The sequence below is a fragment of the Micromonospora sp. NPDC005257 genome (assembly GCF_042872445.1).
In the GTDB taxonomy this organism is placed as follows: domain Bacteria; phylum Actinomycetota; class Actinomycetes; order Mycobacteriales; family Micromonosporaceae; genus Micromonospora.
Genome location: NZ_JBIAKL010000009.1, coordinates 29,119 through 50,148 on the forward strand (window position 1 = coordinate 29,119; position 21,030 = coordinate 50,148).

Below are 21,030 nucleotides of genomic sequence, written 5' to 3' on the forward strand. Positions count from 1 at the left end.
GGCGTTCTCACTGCCGGGTGTCGTCGGCGGGTACCGGCGACGAGCACTGCCGACGTGGTCGCGGATCGATGAGCTGAGCGAGGCTGTTCTCCCGGTGACGCTGCTGGGGACCAGCGGTCTCAACTGTGGTCTCATTCGCTGCAGTACAGGATCGTTCACGGCAGTCCTGCAGGTAGTCGAACCGCTGATCATGTCCGCCGTTGAACCTGTCGGGACGCGCGATCACCTCCTTGGCCAGGTCGTCGATGATCCATCGCAGCGCCGAGACGGCGTTGGAGTGCCGCAGGTAGCGAGGATTTTGGTTCGACTTGGGTTCGCACTGCAGCCGCATTCGCCGAAGATCCTCGATCATCTGCTGGAGTCGCTCCTCCGGAGTCATGGCTGAAGCCTGCCTGTTCGGTGCCAGGTTTGATAGGTGTGGCTCCGGACGACCCGTCTGAGGCGGCGGCACGAAGTGCGATCTAAAGATGATCTGGCGGCGACCGGAATGAGTCGGCAATCCGCTACGCCTCTTCTTATGGGGTTTCAGGCATCGACGGAACTCGGCGGCGAACGCTACCCTTCGATGGGCTTGTTCAGGGGTGGATGGAGAGTGGATGTCTCAAGCCATTGCCGTTGAGTTGATCAAAGCCGTACCTACGCTGCTCTGGGTCACCTTCGCCGCGCTGGTCTACCTTTCTCTTCGGAGCGCGATCATTCCGCAGATCGGTCGCCTTCACAGCGTGAAGACGCCAGTGATCGAGTTCGGCTTCGCCGAGAAGTTGCTGGTCGAAGCGGCTGCCCGATCCGAAGCAAGCGCGCCGCCCTCGGTCAGTGAGCAGCGCGCCGCCGTCTCCCGGCTGCAACATGCGGCCGAGATGCTGAAAGGTGGCCAGATTCTCTGGGTGGATGACAACCCGGAATGGAACTTGCCGCTGATGCAACTCTTTCGGCGACTCGGCATGACGGTCGACACATCGCGTTCCACGGACGGGGCGATCTCCAAACTCCGGAGTCGTCAATACGACTTGATCATCAGTGATATGCGGCGGGATACGGAACAGCCGGCGCAGAGTGCGGGAATCACCCTGCTCGACGCACTTGATCGTCAAGGGGTCAGAAGCCCGGTGATCATCGCCGCGGCGAACTTCGACCCCCGGATCGGCGTGCATCCTGGGATCTTCGCCTACACCAACGCCGTCGACGACATCGTCCACTACGTCATCGACATCATGGAGCGCATCAAGTTTGGGACCGACTTCTGACCCGTGGTCCAGTCGGGCCCGCCCGCAGCGCTCAGGTCAACAGCATGGTTCCCTCGCCTGTCGCCGCTGGTGCCGATAGACGATCAGCAGGGGCCGTAGCCCTCGTCGAAGAGGCGGCGGGCCCAGTCCGCGTACCCGGCGATGATCTCCCGGACGGTGACCCCGTCGTGCAGGAACAGGTAGGCGCGGTCGCCGTCGCGGGCGAGCAGCCCGGCGAAGCGGTGACTGCCGGGCGGCGCCGGCAGGTCGACGGCGCCGGGGTACGCGGCGCGGGCCGTGCCGACCGGTGAGCCGGCGCTGATGCCCTCGGGCGTGCTCATCGGGTCGTCGAGCCAGAGCAGGACGAGCCGGTCGTCGACGAAGATCGGGCTGACCGAACCGTGCCCGACGAGTGCGGGCCCGCAGGCCGCCTCGTCGGCGCGCAACACGCCGCGCCGGGTCAGGTCCGCCTCGCTGTCGCCGAACTCGGCGTTGCGCAGTCCGTCCAGGCTGACCACCTGAGCGGCACCGACCGGGCGGGTGGGCCACTGTGGATGAACGCCGCTGCCGGCTGCGGACGCGGCAGCAAGCAGTGCGGCGATAAAGCCGAATTGTCGTAGTTTCATGCAATCCCCCAGTCACCAACGGGACCGGTGCGATGAGGTTGCTGGTGCTGATCGGATTGGCGCAGTTCCCAGTCCTCGGCCAGCTCGTCCCAGTAATCGGCGGACAGTCCGCGGCGGCCGTGCGCCAGCCAGCCGTCCGTGTCGCGTTCCAGGTGCAGGCCCAGCTCGGCGAACGGGTCGATCCACGCGCCCGGCTCCGCGCCCAGCCGGGCCAGCGCGGTGTTGATCGGCCACTCGGTGCGCGGCCGGTCCAGCGCGGCGTCGTACCGTGGGCCCCAGCTCACCTCTCCGCCCAGCCAGACCACCGCTGACTGGTGGCCCAGGCCGCCCGCGAACTCCGCTTCCAGGTACGCCACCGGGCCGCTCCTCGACCAGCGGGCCAGCGCCTCCGCCAGTGGCGGCGAGAGCACCAGCCGGAACGGGCGCTCGGCGTGGGGCTCGTCGACGGCGTAGTCCGGCAGGCCACCTGTCAGTTCCTGCACCAGTTGCGGGGTGACAGGCAGCAGCGCGAAGTCCTGGCGGAGCGCGGCGAGCACCGCGTGGTCCAGGTCGGCGGTCTGCTCGCGCAGCAGCTCGACGTCGGCGACCACGGCGCTGAGCTGGTAACTCATCCGGTCCTCTCGGCGTCCACAGGCTGTGGATGGAACATGTGTACGACGGTCTCAGATGGTTCCGTTGGTCAGGTACCTCGGGCGTCCGTCGCTCAGCGCGGCCACCGCGTGACGCAGCCGATGCCAAACGTACGGGCGAAGCAGCGCCTGCGCATCATCGAGCGCAACGAATCGTGCGTCGGCCAGTTCGCCGTCAGCCGGTTTCAACAGCTCGGCGGGAGGCAGTGCGCCGCCGTCGAAGATGAACATCAAGCTGTCGTCCCAAGGGCCGTGCGGTGCCACCCAGTCCACGACCAGCAACGGCCCGACGCGCAGTTCGAGACCCAACTCCTCGCGTACCTCCCGCTCGGCGGCCAGGTGCGGCGGCTCGTTCGCCTCCGCCATGCCGCCCGGCAGGTCCCAGTCCGGCTTGTAGCGCGGATCTACCAACAGGATGTCGCCGTCACCGTTGCGCAGCAGTACGTCGGCCCCCACCCGCTTCCGGGGCTGCCGCGCGTTGCCCTCGGCGAGGTGGATCTGCCAGGCTGCCGGATCTCGCTCGTACAGGGGACGCTCGTCGGCCATACCGACGATTGTCAGCCGTCCTCACTTCGTCGGCAGCGGCAGCGCCACCCATCTCCGCTCCCGGACGGTGTCGCGAAGCCGGTCCAGAAGCTGTGGCACGTCCGGGCACCGGACGGCATGCGACCGCAGGAGCAGTGCGAGATGTCTGAGCTGGTCGAGGACGACAGCCGATCCCAGACCGTGGGTGAGTTCGACGGTCTGGTGCGTCAGGTCGCACGCCTCCTCGATCCGGGCCTGCCCGACGAGCGCAGTGGCCAGGAGCATCCGCGCGAGCGCCTGACTCCGCACCCGGCCGCCCGGCCGCTCGGCGACGTTGCCGTTGAGGATGCGAAGAGCGGCCGTGACGTCACCGAGGCGAAGCAGGCAGCGCGCCGACTCGATATCGAACGAGGTGCGGTCGAATGGACTCAGCCATTCCGTGGGTGCAGGTGCCGCCTCCGCGAAGGCGGACTCAGCCCGCTGAAGGGAAGAGTGGCAGTCGGCGGTGAGACCCGCCGCGGCGAGGCCGCGTGCCTGCAAGGCGAGAAGACGGGCGCGTATCAGAGCGCCGGCCTCCTCTTGAGCGACGGCCCCGAGCCCGTCGCTGGCATGTGAGATCGCGGCCTCCGCGTTTCCACCGTGGCAGGCGAGGTGGCTCAGGCTTCCGTGCACCTGCGCCACCAGCAGCGCATCTCTGCTGTCGACGGCGAGCGCCAAGGCATCAAGGAAGTGCCGTCTACTCGTCGTGCTGTCCCCGGAATCGTGTGCCATCCAACCGGCCATCTCGTGCAGGACGGCGGCCGCCATGAGCACTTGCGGGGGCATGGCAGGAGGACGACCTGTCGGCCTGGAGAAGGTGACGAGGTGTGCCCGCACGGTGCTGTAGAGGTTCTTGCCGCCGACTTGACGATCTGCGGACCGGAGTGCGCGGATCAGGTGAGGACCCACCTCCACGGCATCGACCGGCACCGGGGTGTCACCTGGTGCGGGCGGCAGTCGGAACCACAAGGTGTGCGCGGGTATCCGCAGCACGCGGGCCCAATGCGCCAGTCGGTCGAGGTGCACCACCGCTGGTCCGTTCTCGATGCGGCTCAGTTGCGCCTGCGTAATCCCGAACCAGCCGGCGACAGTGGTTTGGGGCAGCGGCTGTCGCCCGTGATAGGGATGGTGACGGTAGGCGCGGACAACGCGACCGAGGTGCCGATCCGCAAGCGCATGGCGAAGCGGTTCATGGGACCAGAAGCTGGGTGGAACGTCGGGAGCAGCGACGATGCGGTCCCGCTCCGCTCGTTGACAGGGAGCGCACCGTCCCGAGCCGTTGTCGGCAGCCAGGTTGGCGCCGCAACGCGCACACCTGTCTGGCCTCGATGCCGCGATCACTCACTTATTCAACCTGCTCAGTGACTGTCGGTTATACATGCAACGCATAACCGGCCATGACTAGGACGAGGGCTTTGACGTGCCACGTACGAGAATTGGGTGATCGACCTCGTCGGAGGCTGTCGGATCGGGGTGGCGGCGTTCGTAGCCGGGGTGACGGCAGCCCGGGCGGCGGCCGACCAGAGTGAAAGAGGAACCGATGGCGCAGTACCTGATCTCCGTACTCGACGACACGACCGGCTCGGCCACCGACGCGGAGATGGCCGCGATCGGTGAGTTCAACGAGCGGCTGCGAGCCGACGGCCACTGGGTCTTCGCCGGTGGCCTCGCGTCGCCCGAGACGGCCACGGTCGTCGACGCGCGGGACGGTGGCCCGGTGCTCACCGACGGGCCCTACCTGGAGACGAAGGAATACGTCGGAGGGTTCTGGATCATCGAGGCGCCGGACTTCGACGTGGCGCTCCCGCTCGCCGCACTGGCGTCGCAGCGGTGCAACAGGCGGGTCGAGTTGCGGCCGTTCCTGGGCGCGTGACCGACGTCGGCGAGGTGCTCACCCGGGTGCACCGTGAGGAGTGGGCCCGGGTGGTCGCCACGATCGCCCGGCGCATCGGCGACCTCGACGTGGCGGAGGAGATGGCAGCCGAGGCGTTCGCCGCCGCCGTCGAGCGGTGGTCGGCCGACGGCGTACCGCCGAACCCCGGCGCGTGGCTCACCACCACCGCGTACCGGCGGGCCGTCGACCGGATCCGGCGCGAGAGCCGGCGGGAGGACAAGCACCGGGAGGCGCTGATGCTGGCCGACGTCCCGGAACCGCTTGGTGTCATCGACGACGACCGGCTCCGCCTGATCTTCACCTGCTGCCACCCGGCGCTGGCCATGGAGGCGCGGGTGGCGCTGACGCTGCGCCTGGTCGGCGGGCTCACCGTGCCGGAGATCGCGCGGGCGTACCTGGTCCAGGAAGCCGCTATGAGCAGGCGGATCACGCGGGCCAAGACGAAGATCAAGGCGGCCGGGATCCCGTACCGGGTGCCGTCCCGCGATGACCTGCCGGCCCGGGTATCCGGCGTGCTCGCCGTGCTCTACCTGATCTTCAACGAGGGCTACCTCGCGTCCGATCCCGGCAAGGAGGCGGTCCGCGCCGACCTGACCGGCGAGGCGATCCGGCTCACCCGGCTGGTCCGTACGCTCATGCCCGACGACCACGAGGCCACCGGACTCCTGGCGCTGATGCTGCTCACCGAGGCCCGCCGTCCCGCCCGGGTGTCCGCGACCGGCGAACTCGTCGTCCTCGCCGAGCAGGACCGCGGCGCCTGGGACCGCGACCTCATCGCCGAGGGTCACGCCCTGGTCCGCGCGTGCATCGCCGCCGGCCGGCCGCCGGGCCGCTACCAGATCCTCGCCGCGGTCAACGCCGTCCACACCGACGCCCACGACGCGCGGGACACCGACTGGGCGCAGGTCGCCGCGCTCTACGACCATTTGGTACGCGTCGACCCGTCGCCGATCGTGCGGCTCAACCGGGCTGTGGCGGTCGCCGAACTGGACGGGCCGCAGGTCGCGCTGGCCGAGGTGGACGGGTTGCCGCTGGACGGCTATCACGCGTACCACGCGACGCGCGCCGAGTTGTTGCGCCGGATGGGGCGGGGTGGGGAGGCGCGTGAGGCGTACGAGCGGGCGATCGAGCTGGCCGGGAACAGCGCGGAGACGGCGTACCTGAAGCGGCGGCGGGACCAGTTGGGCGGCCGGTGAGTCTCGCCGCGCAGTACGACTCAGGGCCGGTCCCGTGCGGGAGCCGACCCTGTCGTCTGCGAGCGGAGGATACGAGATTCGAACTCGTGAGGGTGTAAACCCAACACGCTTTCCAAGCGTGCGCCCTAGGCCTCTAGGCGAATCCTCCGCGAGCCAGGATACAGGTCCCGCGGCGGCGGGCCACCCCACCCTCCCGGAAGATCCACAACCCTTCGGGTAGGCTTGGCGTCACCTCCCGTGCGGCGGTATCTCGTGAACCTCCCCAGGGCCGGAAGGCAGCAAGGATAAGCGAGCTCTGCCGGGTGCACGGGAGGCCTTTCTGTCTCCCGGGCCGGGTAACGTCGCTGCGGGTCGGGTCACGGGGTGGTGGGTGGTCACCCGGGGCCGACCGGCGCAGAATGGCTCGGTCGAGAGGAGGCGGGACGGGTGGCACTGGCCCTTTACCGCAAGTACCGGCCGCGGACGTTCGCCGAGATGATCGGCCAGGAGCAGGTCACCGAGCCGTTGTCGCAGGCGCTGCGCAGCGGACGGCTGAATCACGCCTACCTCTTCTCCGGTCCGCGGGGCTGCGGCAAGACCTCCAGCGCCCGGATCCTGGCCCGTTCGCTCAACTGCGAACAGGGCCCCACCCCCGAGCCGTGCGGGCAGTGTGACTCGTGCCGCGGGCTGGCTCCCGACGGCGGCGGTTCGATCGACGTCATCGAGATCGACGCGGCCAGCCACGGTGGTGTCGACGACGCCCGTGAGCTGCGCGAGAAGGCGTTCTTCGCGCCGGCCCGCAGCCGCTTCAAGATCTACATCATCGACGAGGCGCACATGGTCTCGTCGGCCGGCTTCAACGCCCTGCTCAAGCTGGTCGAGGAGCCCCCGGAGTACGTCAAGTTCATCTTCGCCACCACCGAGCCGGAGAAGGTCCTCGGCACGATCAAGTCGCGGACCCACCACTACCCGTTCCGGCTGTTCCCGCCGAAGGTGGTCCGCCCCTATCTGGAGCAGCTCTGCGAGGCGGAAGGCGTCAAGGTCGAGCCGGCGGTCTTCCCGCTGGTGGTGCGCGCCGGCGGGGGCAGCATGCGGGACAGCCTCTCCGTGCTCGACCAGCTCATCGCCGGCGCCGGACCTGACGGCGTCGGCTACGCCAAGGCCGCCGCGCTGCTCGGTGTCACCGACGCCGCGCTGATCGACGAGATGTGTGACGCGCTCGCCGCCGGTGACGGCGCCGCCGCGTACGCCACCGTCGACCGGGTCGCCGAGGCCGGGCACGACTCGCGCCGCTTCGCCTCCGACCTGCTGGAGCGCCTCCGCGACCTGATCGTCCTGCAGCAGGTGCCGGACGCCGCGGCCAAGGGCCTCATCGACGGCCCGGCCGACCAGATCGAGCGGATGGCCGCCCAGGCGCAGCAGCTCGGCCAGGCCACCCTGTCCCGCTGCGCGGACATCGTGCACAACGGCCTGGTCGAGATGCGCGGCACCACCGCGCCCCGACTGCTGCTGGAGCTGATCTGCGCCCGGATGCTCCTGCCCGGCGCGGACGACTCCTCCGGCGGCCTGCTCCAGCGCCTGGAACGCATGGAACGCCGGCTGACGCTCGGGGGCGCCGAGCTGCCGCCGGCCGCCGCCGACTCCGCGCACCCCACGCAGACCCAGGGGGTACGCCCCGCGGCTCCCGCCCCGGGCGCGGCTGCCGCCGTGACGGAGCCGGGAGGCGGCCCGGAGGCCGGTTCCGCTGCCCCGGCCGCTCCCGAGCGAGCCACCGTCAACCCGGTCGCTTCCGGCCCGGCTCCTGTCGCCTCGGACGCTCCCGCTGCTGCCCGACGCCCGGTACCGCCGTCCGCGGTGATGCCCGACCCGGCCACGCCCGAGCCGCCCCGCCCCGGCGCGGCGAATCCCGGCGCGCTCGACGCGGTCGCTGTACGCCGGGTCTGGTCCGAGGTGGTCGGCAAGGTCAACCGGAGCAACAAGCGGATCGCCGCGCTGATGCGTGACGCGGTGGTACGCGACCTGGACGGCGACACGCTCGTGCTGACCGTGAAGTCGACGGTGCTGGCGAAGATGATGGCCGACCACGCGGCCGTGCTGACCGACGCGCTCTACGAGGAGCTGGGCGGTCGCTGGCAGATCCGCTGCGAGGTGGCGGGGGAGCGCGGCGCGGCCACGCTCGGTGGCCCGTCCCGCCCGTCCGGAGCGGGCCGCGCGCAGGCCGACGCCGCACCTGCCCGCAACGCGTCCGACAGCGCCCCGGCCCGCCCGGCACCCGGTCCGCCCGGCCCGGCGTCCGACACCGCGCCCGCCCGCCAGCCCATCTCCGGCGCGGCTCACGTGCGCCCCGATTCCGGCGCCGCTCCGGCCTTCCCCCCGCCGGTCGCAGCCGACGCGGGTCCGGGCCGAGCCGCCGGCGATCCAGCTACCGGAAGCCAGGCCGGGAGGCCGGCGGGCCGGTCCGGTGCGGGTTCGGCCGACGCCTCGTACCGACCGGCGACGGCCGCTGCGGTCGAGCAGGTCGGCGAGGAGGACTGGCCGGAACCGGCCCGCCTCGGAGGCGCGGCGACCGGCACGGCCTCGACAGCCGGTACCGCCTCGGCGAGCACCGGCGACGGGGAGGACTGGCCGGCGGCGGCTCGTCCGGGCGGGGGCACGGCGACCGCCACCGCGCCTGTCGTCGTACCCAAGCCTGCCGCACCTGCGGCGGCGCCGGCACCCGCCGGTGGGCCGCGATCCGCGGGTGGTGGGGCGAAGAACAGCGCTATCGCGGCGGCGCGTGCGGCCGCGGCGGCGGCCGCTGCGGGCGGTGGTCCCGGCAAGGGGCCGCGCGCCGCGCAGCCGTCGCGGAAGACGGCCGATGCCGAGTGGGCGGGCGAGCCGCCCTACGACCCGGACTTCGACGGCCCGGTGCGGGGCGGTGGCGCGCCGGCGGCGGCACCTGCCTACGAGGGTTTCGATCCGGGCGACGAGCCGCTTGACGAGGTGATCGACGAGCGGACGGCGCGGCAGTCGAGCGAGGAGCAGGCGGTGCAGCTGCTGCGTGAGACGTTCGGGGCGGAGAAGATCGACGAGGTGGACGCGCGCTGAGCGCGCGCCGACCGCGAGGAAGCGGCGCCGTGGCCCGACTAGGCTGGGCGCGGCCGAGCAGTCGAGTGGAAGAAGGAGCGGTCCGTGCGCCCAGGTGGACAGCCGAACATGCAGCAGATGCTGAAGCAGGCGCAGAAGATGCAGCAGCAGATCGCCAAGGCCCAGGCCGAGCTGGCCGAGGCGGAGCTGACCGGCACCGCCGGCGGCGGCCTGGTCACCGCGACGGTCGCCGGTACCGGTGAGCTGAAGGCGATCAAGATCGACCCGAAGGCGGTCGACCCGGAGGACGTCGAGACGCTCGAGGACCTGGTCGTCGCGGCCGTGCACAACGCCGCCGAGGCGGCCCGCGAGCTGACCGAGAAGAAGATGGGCCCGCTCGCGGGCGGCATGGGCGGCCTCGGCCTGTCCGGGTTCTGAGCCGGCAGATGTACGAGGGTGCCATCCAGGATCTGATCGACGAGCTGGGCCGGCTGCCGGGCGTGGGCCCGAAGAGTGCCCAGCGGATCGCGTTCCACGTGCTGTCGGCGGATCCGGCCGACGTCAACCGTCTGGCCGGCGCGCTGCGCAAGGTCAAGGACCTGGTCCGGTTCTGCACGACCTGCTACAACGTGGCGGAGTCGGAGCAGTGCCGGATCTGCCGCGACCCACGGCGCGGCGACGAGGTGCTCTGTGTGGTCGAGGAGCCGAAGGACGTGGTGGCGATCGAGCGGACCGGCGAGTTCCGCGGGCGCTACCACGTGCTCGGCGGCGCGATCAATCCGCTGGAGGGCATCGGGCCGGACAACCTGCGGATCCGTGAGCTGATGACCCGCCTCGGCAGCGGGACGGTCCGCGAGCTGATCCTCGCCACCGACCCGAACACCGAGGGCGAGGCGACCGCTACCTACCTGGCGCTGATGGTCAAGCCGATGGGGATCGCGGTGACTCGGCTCGCGAGTGGACTGCCGGTCGGCGGCGACCTGGAGTACGCCGACGAGATCACGCTGGGCCGGGCCTTCGAGGGGCGCCGGGCGGTCTGAACCCGGCCCGGTGGTGTGCGGCGTGCCCACCACCGGGCCCGGGGCGGGCCGCGCCGACGGCAACATTCCTCGATACCGCGCCGCAAGCCGTGAGAATCTCTCAGAAGGTGTCGGCTTGATAGCGATTGCCCTTCGCCCGTTCCTCTTCTGTGTGACATGCCATAACCTCCCGCTCACGGACTGAGTCACAGCTCGGGCGTGAACACATGCGCATGACAGAGGTGAGAGATGCAGGCGAGCAGGCTGAAAACGGCCGTGGCCCTCGCGGCCGTGGCCGCCCTGGCGGTCGGTGCGTCCGGCTGCGCCAAGAGCGACCGCGAAGAGGGCGGTGGTGACGCCAAGACCGGCGGCACCTTCGTCTTCGCCGGTGCCGGGGACCCGAAGAACTTCGACCCGATCTTCAACGACGACGGTGAAACCTTCCGGCCGATCCGCCAGATGTACGACACCCTCGTGCAGAACAAGCCCGGCACCGCCGATCTGCAGGGTGCCCTGGCGGAGAGCTGGGAGCACGACCCGGAGGGCAAGGTCTGGACCTTCAAGCTCCGCAAGGGGGTGAAGTTCCACGACGGCACCGACTTCAACGCCGCTGCGGTCTGCTTCAACTTCGACCGCTGGTTCAACATGAAGGGCGCCGCCGCCCAGTCGCAGATGATCTACTACTCGGACGTCTTCGGCGGTTTTGCCAAGAACGAGGCCGAGGGCGCCGGAGACCCGGTCTACAACAAGTGCGAGGCGAAGGACGACGGCACCGCCGTCGTCACGTTGAACAAGTACAAGGGTGCCTTCCCCGGTGCCTTCGCGCTCACCGCGCTCTCGATCGCCAGCCCTGACGCGCTGAAGAAGTACGACGCCGACACGGTCAAGCAGAACGGCGACTCCTTCGAGTACAGCGCGTTCGCCAACGAGCACCCGGTCGGCACCGGCCCGTTCAAGTTCGTGGGCTGGGACAAGAGCAAGGGTGAGGTCACCCTGGAGCGCAACGCCGACTACTGGGGCGAGAAGGCCAAGGTCGACAAGCTGATCATCAAGATCATCAAGGACGAGAACACCCGCAAGCAGGAACTGAGGGCGGGCACCGTCCAGGGCATCGACTTCCCGGCCCCGGCCGACCGCAAGGCGCTGGCCGGTGAGGGCTTCCAGGTCCTCGACCGCCCGGCGTTCAACATTCTCTACCTCGGCTTCAACCAGAAGAACCCGAAGCTGAAGGACCTGCGGGTGCGGCAGGCGATCGCCTACGCCCTCAACCGTCAGCAGCTCGTCCAGACCAAGGGCCCGGGTGGCACCAAGGTCGCCGACGAGTTCATGCCGGAGAGCGTGCTCGGCTACGCGCCGGACGTGCAGAAGTACGACTACAACCCGGAGAAGGCCAAGCAGCTGCTCAAGGAGGCCGGCGCGGAGAAGTTGACGCTCAACTTCTACTACCCGACCGACGTGTCCCGGCCGTACATGCCGAACCCGCAGGAGATCTTCACCGTCCTCGCCAACGACCTGAAGGCCGTCGGCATCACGGTCAACGGTGTGGCTCGCCCGTGGAACGGTGGCTACAAGGACGACGTGCAGCAGTTCGGCAAGCACGACCTGCACCTGCTCGGCTGGACCGGTGACTACAACGACCCGGGCAACTTCGTCGGCACGTTCTTCGGCCGCGCGAAGGTCGAGTTCGGCGCCGCGGGCATGACCGAGATGTTCGACGCCATCGCCAAGGCCGACGGCACGGTCGACGAGAACGCCAAGAAGGCGGCCTGGGAGCAGGTCAACCGCGACGTCGCCGCCAAGTGGCTGCCGGCCGTGCCGGTCTGGCACGCCCCGCCGGCCATCGTGGTCACCAAGGACGTCAAGGGTCTCGTCGCCAGCCCGCTGACCGACGAGCGGTTCAACACCGTCAGCGTCGGCTGACGCGACATCCACCGCTGACGTTATACGCGGAATCGGCCCGGGCCGGGCGCTCGCTCCCGGCCCGGGCCGACCCGCTGTTCAACCAAGAATCTGGTGTGTGAGAGATGTTGCGAGTCATAGTTCGCCGCCTGCTCCAGCTGGTGGTGACCCTGATAGGGCTGTCCGCGCTGGTCTTCGTCTGGCTGCGGAACCTGCCCGGTGGCCCGGTCGAGGCGCTGCTCGGTGAGCGGGCCACGCCGGAGCGCCGCGCGTTGCTGATCAAGGCGCTGGGCTACGACCAGCCGATCCTGGTGCAGTACGCGAAGTTCATGCAGCGGCTGCTCACCGGCGACTTCGGTAACTCGATCCGGAGCGGTGACCCGGTCACCGAGGTGATCGGCCGTGCCTTCCCGGCGACCGTCGAGCTGGCCGCCGCCTCCATGATCATCGCCATCGGGCTCGGTGTGCCGCTCGGCTATCTCGCCGCCCGCCACCGCGGCCGGCTGCTCGACAACCTGAGCATCGGCGGCACCCTGCTCGGCATCTCGATCCCGATCTTCTTCCTGGGCTATCTGCTCAAGGACGTCTTCACCCAGAACATGCACCTGTTCCCACCCTCGGGTCGGATCAGCACCGGGATCGACAACACCGACATCACCGGCTTCTTCGTGCTGGACGGCCTGCTCACCCGGGAGTTCGACGCCGCCGGCGACGCGCTGTGGCACCTGATCCTGCCGGCGATCACGCTGGCCACCATCCCGCTCGCGGTCGTCGTCCGGATCACCCGCGCCAGCGTGCTCGACGTGCTCAACGAGGACTTCGTCCGCACCGCCGAGGCGAAGGGCCTGCGGCACCGTACGATCCGGGGGCGGCACATCCTGCGGAACGCGCTGCTGCCGGTGGTCACCACCATCGGCCTGCAGACCGGTGCGCTGCTCTCCGGCGCGGTGCTCACCGAGCGGGTCTACAACTGGGGCGGGCTCGGCACGCTGATCTACGACTCGATCAGCGGCGGCCGCGACTACCCGGTGCTCCAGGCGCTGATCCTGCTGGCCGCGCTGGTATTCGTGCTGGTCAACCTCCTGGTCGACCTCTCCTACGCCTTCATCGACCCGAGGGTGCGTGTCCGATGAGCGATCCGATCACCCGGCCCGTCGTGGGTACCCCGCGCGAGAGCGTGGACCCGTCGGCCGTCACCGAGAAGCCCGAGGGCAGCCTGCCCCGTGGCCTGGACCGGCTCGGCGAGCGCAAGCGCGCCCGGCTGGAACAGCTGGCTCAGGCCACCGCCGAGAAGGGCGGGGTGAGCCTGGTCCGGGACGCGCTCCGCCGGCTGCGCCGCAACCCGACCGCGATGGTCGGCGCGGCGATCGTAGCGCTCTTCGTGCTCGTCGCGATCTTCGCGCCGCTGCTCGCGCCACACGACCCGGCGCAGCGCTTCGACGAGCTGACCAAGAACCTGACCGTCGACAACATCCCCGGGGCCAGCAGCGACTTCCCGCTCGGCTCCGACCCGCTCGGCCGGGACTTCCTGTCCCGGATGATCCACGGCAGCCGGCAGACACTGTTCGTCGGCGTGCTCGCCACGCTGATCGGGCTGGTCCTGGGTGTGCTGGTGGGTGCGTTCGCCGGCGCGTTCGGGGGCTGGGTCGACAACATCCTCATGCGCTTCACCGACGTGATGCTGGCCCTGCCCGCCCTGCTGCTGGCGATCAGCCTGGTGGCCCTGGCCAGCCGGTCCAGCCAGTGGACGGTCATCCTCGCGGTGGCCATCGTCAACGTGCCGATCTTCGCCCGGCTGCTACGCGGCTCGATGCTCGCCCAGCGGGAGAGCGACCACGTGCTGGCTGCCCGGGCGCTCGGCGTCAAGCGTGGGGCGATCGTGCTGCGGCACATGCTGCCGAACGCGATGACGGCGGTGATCGTGCAGGCGACGCTGACGCTCTCCACCGCGATCCTGGAAGCCGCGTCGTTGTCCTTCCTCGGCCTCGGTGACCCCGACATCAACCGGGCGGAGTGGGGCCTGATGCTCGGTGTGGACGGTCAGCGCTACTTCGAGGTCCGGCCCGAGCTGGCCTATTTCCCGGCCGCCGCGATCATCGTGGTGGCGCTCGGCTTCACCCTGTTGGGCGAGGGCATGCGCGAGGCGATCGACCCGAAGAGCCGGCGGTGACGGCGGTGCGGATCAACGACCAGCACGGTGAGGAAGTGACCCGATGAGCCTGCTCGACGTACGCGACCTGAGCGTCGTGTTCCAGCGCCGCGGTGAGCGCCCGTTCACCGCGGTCGACGAGGTCAGCTTCAGTGTGGAGCCGGGGCAGACGGTGGGCCTGGTCGGCGAGTCCGGCTGCGGCAAGAGCGTCACCAGCCTGGCCATCATGGGCCTGCTGCCGCGGCGCGGGAACCGGGTCACCGGCGAGGTCAACTTCGACGGGGCCGATCTGCTGAAACTGCGCGCGGAGGACCTGCGGGACCGGCGCGGCCGAGACATCGGCATGATCTTCCAGGACCCGCTCTCCTCGCTGAACCCGGTGATCCCGATCGGCATCCAGGTGGCCGAGGTGCTCGAACGGCACCGCGGCATGGACCGCAAGGAGGCGCGGAAGGAGGCCCGGGAGCTGCTCGACGCGGTCGGCATCCCGGACCCGGCCCGGCGGCTCAAGGAATACCCGCACCAGATCTCCGGCGGCATGCGGCAGCGCGCACTGATCGCCATCGCCCTGGCCTGCAAGCCGCGGCTGCTGATCGCCGACGAGCCGACCACCGCCCTGGACGTGACGATCCAGGCGCAGATCCTCACGCTGCTCAAGCAGCTCGTCGATGAGACCGGCACCGCGCTGATCATGATCACGCACGATCTGGGGGTGGTGGCCGGGCTCTGCGACACGGTCAACGTCCTCTACGGCGGGAAGATCGTGGAGCGGGCGGACCGGCACGAGTTGTTCGGCCGGCCACGGCACCCGTACACGCACGGGCTGCTCAGCTCCGTGCCGAGGCTCGACTCGCCGCGGAGCGAACGGCTGCACGCCATCCGCGGCTCGGTGGCCGACAACATCCCCTGGGCGGAGGGCTGCGCGTTCGCGCCCCGGTGCGACAACGTGGTGGACGCCTGCCTCGACGGCACGCCCCCGCTCGAGCCCACCGTCGCCGGCGGCGACCTGCGCTGCAACAACCCCGTTTCCGAGGAGGTGGCGGTCCCGTGACCGAGTCGACCGAGCGGACCGGACCCCTGGTCGAACTGCGCGACGTGAAGGTCCACTTCCCGATCAAGAGCGGTGTGCTCTTCGACCGGACGATCGGGCACGTCTACGCCGTCGACGGGGTCTCGCTCTCCATCAACCGGGGCGAGACGTACGGGCTCGTGGGCGAGTCGGGCTGCGGCAAGTCCACGCTGGGGCGAGGGCTGCTGCGGCTGGTCGAGCCGACCGACGGTGAGATCGTCTTCGACGGCACCGACCTTCGCGCGCTCAAGGACGAGCCGATGCGCCGGATCCGCCGCCGCATCCAGATGATCTTCCAGGACCCGCTGTCCAGCCTCGATCCCCGACAGTCGGTGGAGTCGCTGCTGGTCGAGGGCCTCAAGGCGCACGGTCTGGCAAAGGACAAGGCGGCCGTCGACAAGCGGCTCCGGGAGGCGCTCGCCGCGGTCGGCCTGCCCGCGTCCGCGCTGAGCAAGTATCCGCACGAGTTCTCCGGCGGCCAGCGCCAGCGCATCGGCATCGCCCGGGCGCTGGTGCTCGAACCGGACCTGATCGTCGCCGACGAGCCGGTGTCCGCGCTGGACGTGTCGATCCAGGCCCAGGTGCTCAACCTGCTGGTCGACCTCCAGAAGGAGCGCGGCCTCACGTACCTGATCATCGCGCACGACCTGGCGGTGGTCCGGCACATCGCCGACACGGTCGGGGTGATGTACCTCGGCGGCCTGGTGGAGGAGGCGTCCAGCGACGACCTCTACCGGGAGCCGATGCACCCGTACACCAGGGCGCTCATGTCGGCGGTGCCGGTGCCCGACCCGCAGGTCGAGGACCGCCGGGAGCGGATCCTCCTCGCCGGCGACCTGCCGTCACCGGCGAACCCGCCGGCCGGCTGCCGGTTCCACACCCGCTGCCCGTGGGCCCAGCCCACCCGCTGCGCCGCCGAGCGGCCCGCGCTGCGCGAGGTGCTCGACGGACACCGGGTCGCCTGCCACTACGCCGAGGACATCGCCGCCGGCAGGATCCGGCCGCACGAGGTGGAACCGGAGCTGGTCCGGCCGGACGACGGCGCGGCGCCGGGCGAGACCGGCGAGCTCATCCCCACCCCGTGACACGACGACGCGTCGGCCCCGCCCGGGGCCGACGCGTCGCCCCGGATCAGCCCTCGGGGCGGTTGAGCAGGCCCACCGCGATCGTGTGCACGGCGTCCAGCGCGGCCGGGTCGGCCAGCGGCGCCGAACCGCCGGTGACCACATACCACTCGTCGGCGTCCTTGTACTGCACCCGCAGCGTGACCCGGCCGTCGGCGTGCTCGGTGCGCAGCGTCAACTCGCCGGTCACCACGCCCACCTCGTCGGTCATGACCCCGCCCGGGCCGGGGGTGATGTCAGCGGTGCGGTCCGCCGGACCGCCCGGCGCGCCCCCGGCCGGTGCGCCCGGCACCGCGTCGGCGGCCATGCCCGCCCCGGAGACGTCGGCGGGCGCCGTCTGCCGGCCGTCCGCCGTCATCCCGGCCGAGGCCGGCCCGGCCGCCGTCTCCGGGGCCGGTGCGGCGTCTGTCTGCGGCGTGTCCGCCGGCGCCGGTGTGGCCTCCGGCCCGGTCACGGCTTGCTCGCCCATGTGCAGCCCTCCAGCATGTCGGTGAGAGCGGCCTTCTCGGCGCTTGTCACAGTCAGCTTCCAGTAGTGCTTGACCGTCACCCAGTCCGCCGCGTACTGACACCAGGACGACCGGTTCGGCGGCTTCCACTGGGACGGATCCTGGTCACCCTTTGCCCGGTTGGACCGCGCCGAAACCGCGATGAGCTGTGGCCGGGTCAGGTCGTTGGCGAAGTCGCCGCGCTTCGAGTCGTCCCACTCGTCCGCGCCGGAGCGCCACGCGGCGGCCAGCGGCACGGTGTGGTCGATGTCCACGTCCGACGGATCGTTGAGCACCACACCGTCGTAGACGCTCTCCCACCGGCCACCCACCACGTTGCAGCCGGACAGCTTGATGCCCTCGCCGTCGCGTTGCAGCACGCTGTCGCGTACGTCGCAGTTCTTGCCGGTGTTCCGCCAGTGCGGGAAGCGGGAGCGACTGTAGCCCTTCATCGCCCCGGCGGTGGCCACTGTCAGCTCACCGAGCTGCTTGTTCACGTTCCCGGAGGCGCTCGGCGGCGCCTCCGGCTCGTTGACCGACACGTCGCAGCCGGCCACGCCGAGGGCGAGCACCGCGCTCAGCGCGGCGGCCAGCCCGGCTCGGGCTCCTGATCTCGTACGCACAGACGACACCTCTCCAGCTTGCGTGCTCCGGGCGAGTCCGCACAGTACCCGGCCGCGGTTTCCGTGATTCGTGGCGTCGACGGTGGGCGGCGGGCAGAGTGGTGAGACGTGACAGCACCCGCTCCCGCGCTGCGTACCGGCACCGCCGCCGGACGCGGCACGCTGCTCGCCGCGATCCTCGCCTCCGGCATGGTGTTCCTGGACAGCACCGTGGTCAACGTCGCGCTGCCACGCCTCGGCGCCGAGTTGGACGCCACGGTCGCCGGTCTGCAATGGACCGTGAACGGCTATCTGCTCATGCTCGCCGCGTTCGTGCTGCTCGGTGGCGCGCTCGGCGACCGGTTCGGCAGGCGGCGCGTCTTCCTGTCCGGTGTGGTCTGGTTCGCGGCGGCGTCGGTGCTCTGCGGGCTGGCCCAGGACACCGGCTGGCTCGTCGCCGCCCGGTTCCTCCAGGGCGCCGGCGGGGCGCTGCTCACCCCCGGGTCGCTGTCGGTGCTCCAGGCCAGCTTCCACCCGGACGACAGGGGCCGGGCCATCGGCACCTGGTCCGGGCTGTCCGGAGTGTCCACCGCGCTCGGTCCGCTGCTCGGCGGCTGGCTCATCGACACGCTCTCCTGGCGGTGGATCTTCTTCGTCAACCTGCCGCTGGCCGTCGGCGTGGTGCTCGCCGCGCTGCGCTGGGTTCCGGAGAGCCGCGACGAGCAGGTGTCACGTACCGGCGGCGGGCGGCGGTTCGACGTGGCGGGCGCGCTGCTCGGCGCGCTCGCGCTCGGCGGCATCACGTACGCGCTGATCGACGCCCCGGCGCGCGGCCCGGACTCCCCTGCGGTGCTGGTCTCGGCGGTGCTCGGGGTGGCCGCCGTGGTGGTCTTCGTGCTGGTCGAGCGGCGGCGCGGCGACACCGCGATGCTGCCCACCGGGCTGTTCTCCAGCCGGCTGTTCTCGGTGCTCAACGTCTTCACGGTGGTGGTGTACGCGGCGCTCGGCGGGTTCACCTTCTTCCTCGCCGTCTACCTGCAGAACGTGGTCGGCTGGTCGGCGCTGCTCACCGGCCTGGCCACCGTGCCGATGACGGTGCTGCTGCTGGTCGGCTCGCCGCGCGCGGGCGCGCTGTCGGCCCGCATCGGCCCCCGTCTGCCGCTCACCGTCGGCCCGGTGATCGCCGCCGTGGGCCTGCTGCTGCTGCGACGGGTCGGGCCGGGCGCGTCGTACTGGGTGGACGTGCTGCCGGGCGTGGCGTTGTTCGGCGCCGGGCTCACGCTCGTGGTCGCGCCGCTGACCACGTCGGTGCTGGGCGCGGTGTCGGACCGGTTCGCCGGAGTGGCGAGCGGCTTCAACAACGCCGCCTCCCGGGCCGGTGGGCTGCTCGCGGTGGCCGCGCTGCCGCTGCTGGTGGGGCTGTCGGGCACCGGGTACGAGCAGAAGGGGGCGCTGGCCGACGCGTACCGGGGGGCGTTGGCGTGGTGCGCGGGGCTGCTGCTGGTCGGCGCGGTGCTCGCCGCCGTGCTCATCCACCGCCCCGGGCGGGAGGGCGGGGCCCCCGCGTCACGCTGAGGCCCCGCCGTGCCGTGCCGGGATCAGGCGCGGGTGCGGTTCACCGCGCTCGTGACCGCCTTGATCGAGGCGGTGACGATGTTGGCGTCCATTCCGACGCCCCACACCGTACGGCCGTCCACCTCGCACTCCACGTACGCGGCGGCCTGCGCGTCCCCACCGGAGGACAGCGCGTGCTCGTGGTAGTCGAGCACCCGTACCGCCACGCCCAGGGACTGCAGCGCGTTGACGTACGCGTCGATCGGACCGTTGCCGACGGCGGTGAGCGCGCGGGTCTCGCCGCCGAAGCCGACGCGGGCGTCGATCTCGACCTTGCCGTCGACGGTGCCGATCGTGTAGTCGGCCAGCTTCACGGCCGGGTCCACCTGGTGGTCGACCAGGTAGTTGCGGGCGAAGATCTCCCACATCGTGCCCGGCTCGACCTCGCCGCCGTCGTGGTCGGTGACCTGCTGCACCACTCCGGAGAACTCGATCTGGAGGCGGCGCGGCAGGTCGAGCTGGTGCTCGGTCTTCATGATGTACGCGACGCCGCCCTTGCCGGACTGCGAGTTGACCCGGATGACCGCCTCGTACGTGCGGCCCAGGTCCTTCGGGTCGATCGGCAGGTAGGGCACCGCCCAGGTGAAGTCGTCCACCGGCACCCCGGCCGCCGCCGCGTCGGCGTTCAGCGCGGCGAAGCCCTTGTTGATCGCGTCCTGGTGCGAGCCGGAGAACGCGGTGTAGACCAGGTCGCCCGCGTACGGGTGGCGCTCGTGCACCGGCAGCTGGTTGCAGTACTCGACGGCGCGCTTGATCTCGTCGATGTTGGAGAAGTCGATCATCGGGTCGATGCCCTGGGAGAACATGTTCAGGCCCAGCGTCACCAGGTCGACGTTGCCGGTGCGCTCGCCGTTGCCGAACAGGCAGCCCTCGATCCGGTCGGCGCCGGCCAGCAGGCCGAGCTCGGCGGCGGCCACGCCGGTGCCCCGGTCGTTGTGCGGGTGCAGGCTCAGCACCAGGCTGTCCCGCCGGGGCAGGCGCCGGTGCATCCACTCGATCGAGTCGGCGTAGACGTTCGGCATCGCCATCTCGACGGTGGCCGGCAGGTTGATGATCAGCTTCCGGTCCGGGGTCGGGTCGATCACGTCGATGACCGCCGAGCAGACCTCCAGCGCGTACTCCAGCTCGGTGCCCGTGTACGACTCCGGCGAGTACTCGTAGTGGATGTCGGTGTCCGGGGTGTGGATCTCCGCGTACTTCTGGCACAGCCGCGCGCCCTGGGTGGCGATGTCGGTGATGCCGTCGCGGTCCAGTCCGAAGACCACCCGGCGCTGCAGCGTCGAGGTGGAGTTGTAGAAGTGCACGATGGCCCGGCGGGCGCCGCGCAGCGACTCGAAGGTCCGCTCGATCAGGTGCTCCCGGCACTGGGTCAGCACCTGGATGGTGACGTCCTCGGGGATCAGGTCCTGCTCGATCAGCTGCCGTACGAAGTCGTAGTCGGTCTGGCTCGCCGAGGGGAAGCCGACCTCGATCTCCTTGTAGCCCATCTGCACCAGGAGCTGGAACATCCGCCGCTTACGCTCGGGCGACATCGGGTCGATCAGGGCCTGGTTGCCGTCGCGGAGGTCGACGGCGCACCAGCGGGGCGCGGCCTCGACGCGGCGGGTGGGCCAGGAGCGGTCCGGCAGGTCGACGCCGAACTCACGGTCGTACGGAACGTAGCGGTGGACCGGCATCCGGCTGGGGCGCTGGCGGGCGAACGGATCGGTCTCGGTGACAGGTTGAGCCATCTCGGAGTGCTCCCTGGAACATGTGGCGTCAGCAGATCGGAAAGGTGTCGGCGGGATGCCGGGCGACGGTGCGCGGCGGTGCCGAGGAAAAGATCGGATGTGCTGGACGGCGCGTAGCGACTCCGCGACGAGGTGCCGGCCGGTCAGGCCTCGTCGCGGC

At 70.6% G+C, this 21,030-nt stretch carries 20 protein-coding genes, 1 tRNA gene and 1 other RNA gene; 13 read left to right on the forward strand and 9 right to left on the reverse strand.

Translation table 11 applies throughout. The annotated features are described in order from the left end of the window. Window positions 1-7 precede the first annotated feature (7 nt). Window positions 8-379, reverse strand: coding sequence for a hypothetical protein (locus ACFYO8_RS19555; RefSeq protein WP_354869124.1), 372 nt, complete (start codon window positions 377-379; stop codon window positions 8-10). A gap of 217 nt (window positions 380-596) precedes the next feature. Between ACFYO8_RS19555 and ACFYO8_RS19560 the strand changes: the two genes are divergently transcribed. Beyond that, on the forward strand, window positions 597-1,244 hold the full coding sequence (locus ACFYO8_RS19560; RefSeq protein ID WP_354869122.1) for a response regulator: 648 nt from the start codon (window positions 597-599) through the stop codon (window positions 1,242-1,244). 83 nt (window positions 1,245-1,327) lie between these two features. On the opposite strand, the gene ACFYO8_RS19565 is transcribed toward ACFYO8_RS19560, so the two are convergent. The 4 genes from ACFYO8_RS19565 to ACFYO8_RS19580 are packed head-to-tail and all read right to left on the reverse strand — an operon-like array spanning window position 1,328 to window position 4,071. Continuing rightward, complete coding sequence (locus tag ACFYO8_RS19565) at window positions 1,328-1,849, reverse strand: hypothetical protein (protein WP_354869119.1); 522 nt, start codon at window positions 1,847-1,849, stop codon at window positions 1,328-1,330. Beyond that, a complete protein-coding gene (locus tag ACFYO8_RS19570; protein ID WP_354869116.1) occupies window positions 1,846-2,460 on the reverse strand; it encodes a hypothetical protein in 615 nt (204 codons plus the stop codon). The genes ACFYO8_RS19565 and ACFYO8_RS19570 overlap by 4 nt, the downstream gene beginning before the upstream one ends. 51 nt (window positions 2,461-2,511) lie before the next feature. Beyond that, the gene (locus ACFYO8_RS19575) at window positions 2,512-3,024 is read right to left on the reverse strand and encodes an NUDIX hydrolase (RefSeq protein WP_091425915.1); all 513 of its coding nucleotides are present in this window, start codon (window positions 3,022-3,024) and stop codon (window positions 2,512-2,514) included. Between the two features lie 21 nt (window positions 3,025-3,045). Next, entirely contained in the window at window positions 3,046-4,071 is a 1,026-nt protein-coding gene (locus ACFYO8_RS19580; RefSeq protein WP_354869113.1) for a DNA-binding protein, read from the reverse strand. A gap of 511 nt (window positions 4,072-4,582) precedes the next feature. Here ACFYO8_RS19580 and ACFYO8_RS19585 point away from each other — a divergent pair. Together ACFYO8_RS19585 and ACFYO8_RS19590 are read left to right on the forward strand one after the other, a co-directional pair. Next, entirely contained in the window at window positions 4,583-4,915 is a 333-nt protein-coding gene (locus tag ACFYO8_RS19585; protein ID WP_354869110.1) for a YciI family protein, read from the forward strand. Beyond that, window positions 4,912-6,132: a DUF6596 domain-containing protein gene (locus tag ACFYO8_RS19590; protein WP_354869107.1), complete on the forward strand. Its 1,221-nt coding sequence runs from the start codon at window positions 4,912-4,914 to the stop codon at window positions 6,130-6,132. The genes ACFYO8_RS19585 and ACFYO8_RS19590 overlap by 4 nt, the downstream gene beginning before the upstream one ends. Before the next feature lie 63 nt (window positions 6,133-6,195). Here ACFYO8_RS19590 and ACFYO8_RS19595 read toward each other — a convergent pair. Further along, window positions 6,196-6,280 (reverse strand) — tRNA-Ser (locus tag ACFYO8_RS19595). An 81-nt stretch (window positions 6,281-6,361) separates the two neighbouring features. Between ACFYO8_RS19595 and ffs the strand changes: the two genes are divergently transcribed. The 9 genes from ffs (at window position 6,362) to ACFYO8_RS19640 (ending at window position 16,398) form a co-directional block, all read left to right on the forward strand. Next, an RNA gene (gene ffs / locus ACFYO8_RS19600) (signal recognition particle sRNA small type) lies at window positions 6,362-6,451 on the forward strand. Window positions 6,452-6,558: 107 nt separating this feature from the next. Next, window positions 6,559-9,198, forward strand: coding sequence for a DNA polymerase III subunit gamma and tau (locus tag ACFYO8_RS19605; RefSeq protein WP_354869104.1), 2,640 nt, complete (start codon window positions 6,559-6,561; stop codon window positions 9,196-9,198). A gap of 108 nt (window positions 9,199-9,306) precedes the next feature. Continuing rightward, window positions 9,307-9,615 (forward strand): YbaB/EbfC family nucleoid-associated protein, encoded by a 309-nt coding sequence (locus tag ACFYO8_RS19610; RefSeq protein ID WP_354869191.1) that lies wholly within the window; start codon window positions 9,307-9,309, stop codon window positions 9,613-9,615. An 8-nt stretch (window positions 9,616-9,623) separates the two neighbouring features. Continuing rightward, the gene (gene recR, locus ACFYO8_RS19615; RefSeq protein ID WP_354869101.1) at window positions 9,624-10,217 is read left to right on the forward strand and encodes a recombination mediator RecR; all 594 of its coding nucleotides are present in this window, start codon (window positions 9,624-9,626) and stop codon (window positions 10,215-10,217) included. Between the two features lie 228 nt (window positions 10,218-10,445). Continuing rightward, entirely contained in the window at window positions 10,446-12,116 is a 1,671-nt protein-coding gene (locus ACFYO8_RS19620; RefSeq protein ID WP_354869098.1) for an ABC transporter substrate-binding protein, read from the forward strand. Between the two features lie 104 nt (window positions 12,117-12,220). Further along, window positions 12,221-13,228 carry an ABC transporter permease gene (locus ACFYO8_RS19625; protein WP_354869095.1) on the forward strand — a complete coding sequence of 336 codons (1,008 nt, stop codon included), beginning with the start codon at window positions 12,221-12,223 and terminating at the stop codon, window positions 13,226-13,228. Further along, complete coding sequence (locus tag ACFYO8_RS19630; protein ID WP_387188079.1) at window positions 13,225-14,265, forward strand: ABC transporter permease; 1,041 nt, start codon at window positions 13,225-13,227, stop codon at window positions 14,263-14,265. Before ACFYO8_RS19625 ends, ACFYO8_RS19630 begins: the two co-directional genes overlap by 4 nt. Before the next feature lie 43 nt (window positions 14,266-14,308). After that, on the forward strand, window positions 14,309-15,295 hold the full coding sequence (locus ACFYO8_RS19635) for an ABC transporter ATP-binding protein (protein WP_354869093.1): 987 nt from the start codon (window positions 14,309-14,311) through the stop codon (window positions 15,293-15,295). Then, the gene (locus tag ACFYO8_RS19640; RefSeq protein WP_354869090.1) at window positions 15,292-16,398 is read left to right on the forward strand and encodes an oligopeptide/dipeptide ABC transporter ATP-binding protein; all 1,107 of its coding nucleotides are present in this window, start codon (window positions 15,292-15,294) and stop codon (window positions 16,396-16,398) included. The genes ACFYO8_RS19635 and ACFYO8_RS19640 overlap by 4 nt, the downstream gene beginning before the upstream one ends. 46 nt (window positions 16,399-16,444) lie before the next feature. On the opposite strand, the gene ACFYO8_RS19645 is transcribed toward ACFYO8_RS19640, so the two are convergent. After that, window positions 16,445-16,906, reverse strand: coding sequence for a hypothetical protein (locus ACFYO8_RS19645; protein ID WP_355047288.1), 462 nt, complete (start codon window positions 16,904-16,906; stop codon window positions 16,445-16,447). Then, entirely contained in the window at window positions 16,888-17,547 is a 660-nt protein-coding gene (locus ACFYO8_RS19650) for an HNH endonuclease family protein (protein WP_355047287.1), read from the reverse strand. The genes ACFYO8_RS19645 and ACFYO8_RS19650 overlap by 19 nt, the downstream gene beginning before the upstream one ends. Before the next feature lie 108 nt (window positions 17,548-17,655). Between ACFYO8_RS19650 and ACFYO8_RS19655 the strand changes: the two genes are divergently transcribed. Further along, window positions 17,656-19,101, forward strand: coding sequence for an MFS transporter (locus tag ACFYO8_RS19655; protein ID WP_355047286.1), 1,446 nt, complete (start codon window positions 17,656-17,658; stop codon window positions 19,099-19,101). A gap of 23 nt (window positions 19,102-19,124) precedes the next feature. On the opposite strand, the gene leuA is transcribed toward ACFYO8_RS19655, so the two are convergent. Then, entirely contained in the window at window positions 19,125-20,870 is a 1,746-nt protein-coding gene (gene leuA / locus ACFYO8_RS19660) for a 2-isopropylmalate synthase (RefSeq protein WP_355047285.1), read from the reverse strand. Between the last annotated feature and the right edge of the window lie 160 nt (window positions 20,871-21,030).

Bases quoted from the DNA above. Each gene is read 5' to 3' on its own strand.
- ACFYO8_RS19555 (WP_354869124.1), bottom strand. From the start codon at position 379: ATGACTCCGGAGGAGCGACTCCAGCAGATGATCGAGGATCTTCGGCGA.
- ACFYO8_RS19560 (WP_354869122.1), top strand. From the start codon at position 597: ATGTCTCAAGCCATTGCCGTTGAGTTGATCAAAGCCGTACCTACGCTG.
- ACFYO8_RS19565 (WP_354869119.1), bottom strand. From the start codon at position 1,849: ATGAAACTACGACAATTCGGCTTTATCGCCGCACTGCTTGCTGCCGCG.
- ACFYO8_RS19570 (WP_354869116.1), bottom strand. From the start codon at position 2,460: ATGAGTTACCAGCTCAGCGCCGTGGTCGCCGACGTCGAGCTGCTGCGC.
- ACFYO8_RS19575 (WP_091425915.1), bottom strand. From the start codon at position 3,024: ATGGCCGACGAGCGTCCCCTGTACGAGCGAGATCCGGCAGCCTGGCAG.
- ACFYO8_RS19585 (WP_354869110.1), top strand. From the start codon at position 4,583: ATGGCGCAGTACCTGATCTCCGTACTCGACGACACGACCGGCTCGGCC.
- ACFYO8_RS19610 (WP_354869191.1), top strand. From the start codon at position 9,307: ATGCAGCAGATGCTGAAGCAGGCGCAGAAGATGCAGCAGCAGATCGCC.
- recR (WP_354869101.1), top strand. From the start codon at position 9,624: ATGTACGAGGGTGCCATCCAGGATCTGATCGACGAGCTGGGCCGGCTG.
- ACFYO8_RS19620 (WP_354869098.1), top strand. From the start codon at position 10,446: ATGCAGGCGAGCAGGCTGAAAACGGCCGTGGCCCTCGCGGCCGTGGCC.
- ACFYO8_RS19625 (WP_354869095.1), top strand. From the start codon at position 12,221: ATGTTGCGAGTCATAGTTCGCCGCCTGCTCCAGCTGGTGGTGACCCTG.
- ACFYO8_RS19630 (WP_387188079.1), top strand. From the start codon at position 13,225: ATGAGCGATCCGATCACCCGGCCCGTCGTGGGTACCCCGCGCGAGAGC.
- ACFYO8_RS19635 (WP_354869093.1), top strand. From the start codon at position 14,309: ATGAGCCTGCTCGACGTACGCGACCTGAGCGTCGTGTTCCAGCGCCGC.
- ACFYO8_RS19645 (WP_355047288.1), bottom strand. From the start codon at position 16,906: ATGGGCGAGCAAGCCGTGACCGGGCCGGAGGCCACACCGGCGCCGGCG.
- leuA (WP_355047285.1), bottom strand. From the start codon at position 20,870: ATGGCTCAACCTGTCACCGAGACCGATCCGTTCGCCCGCCAGCGCCCC.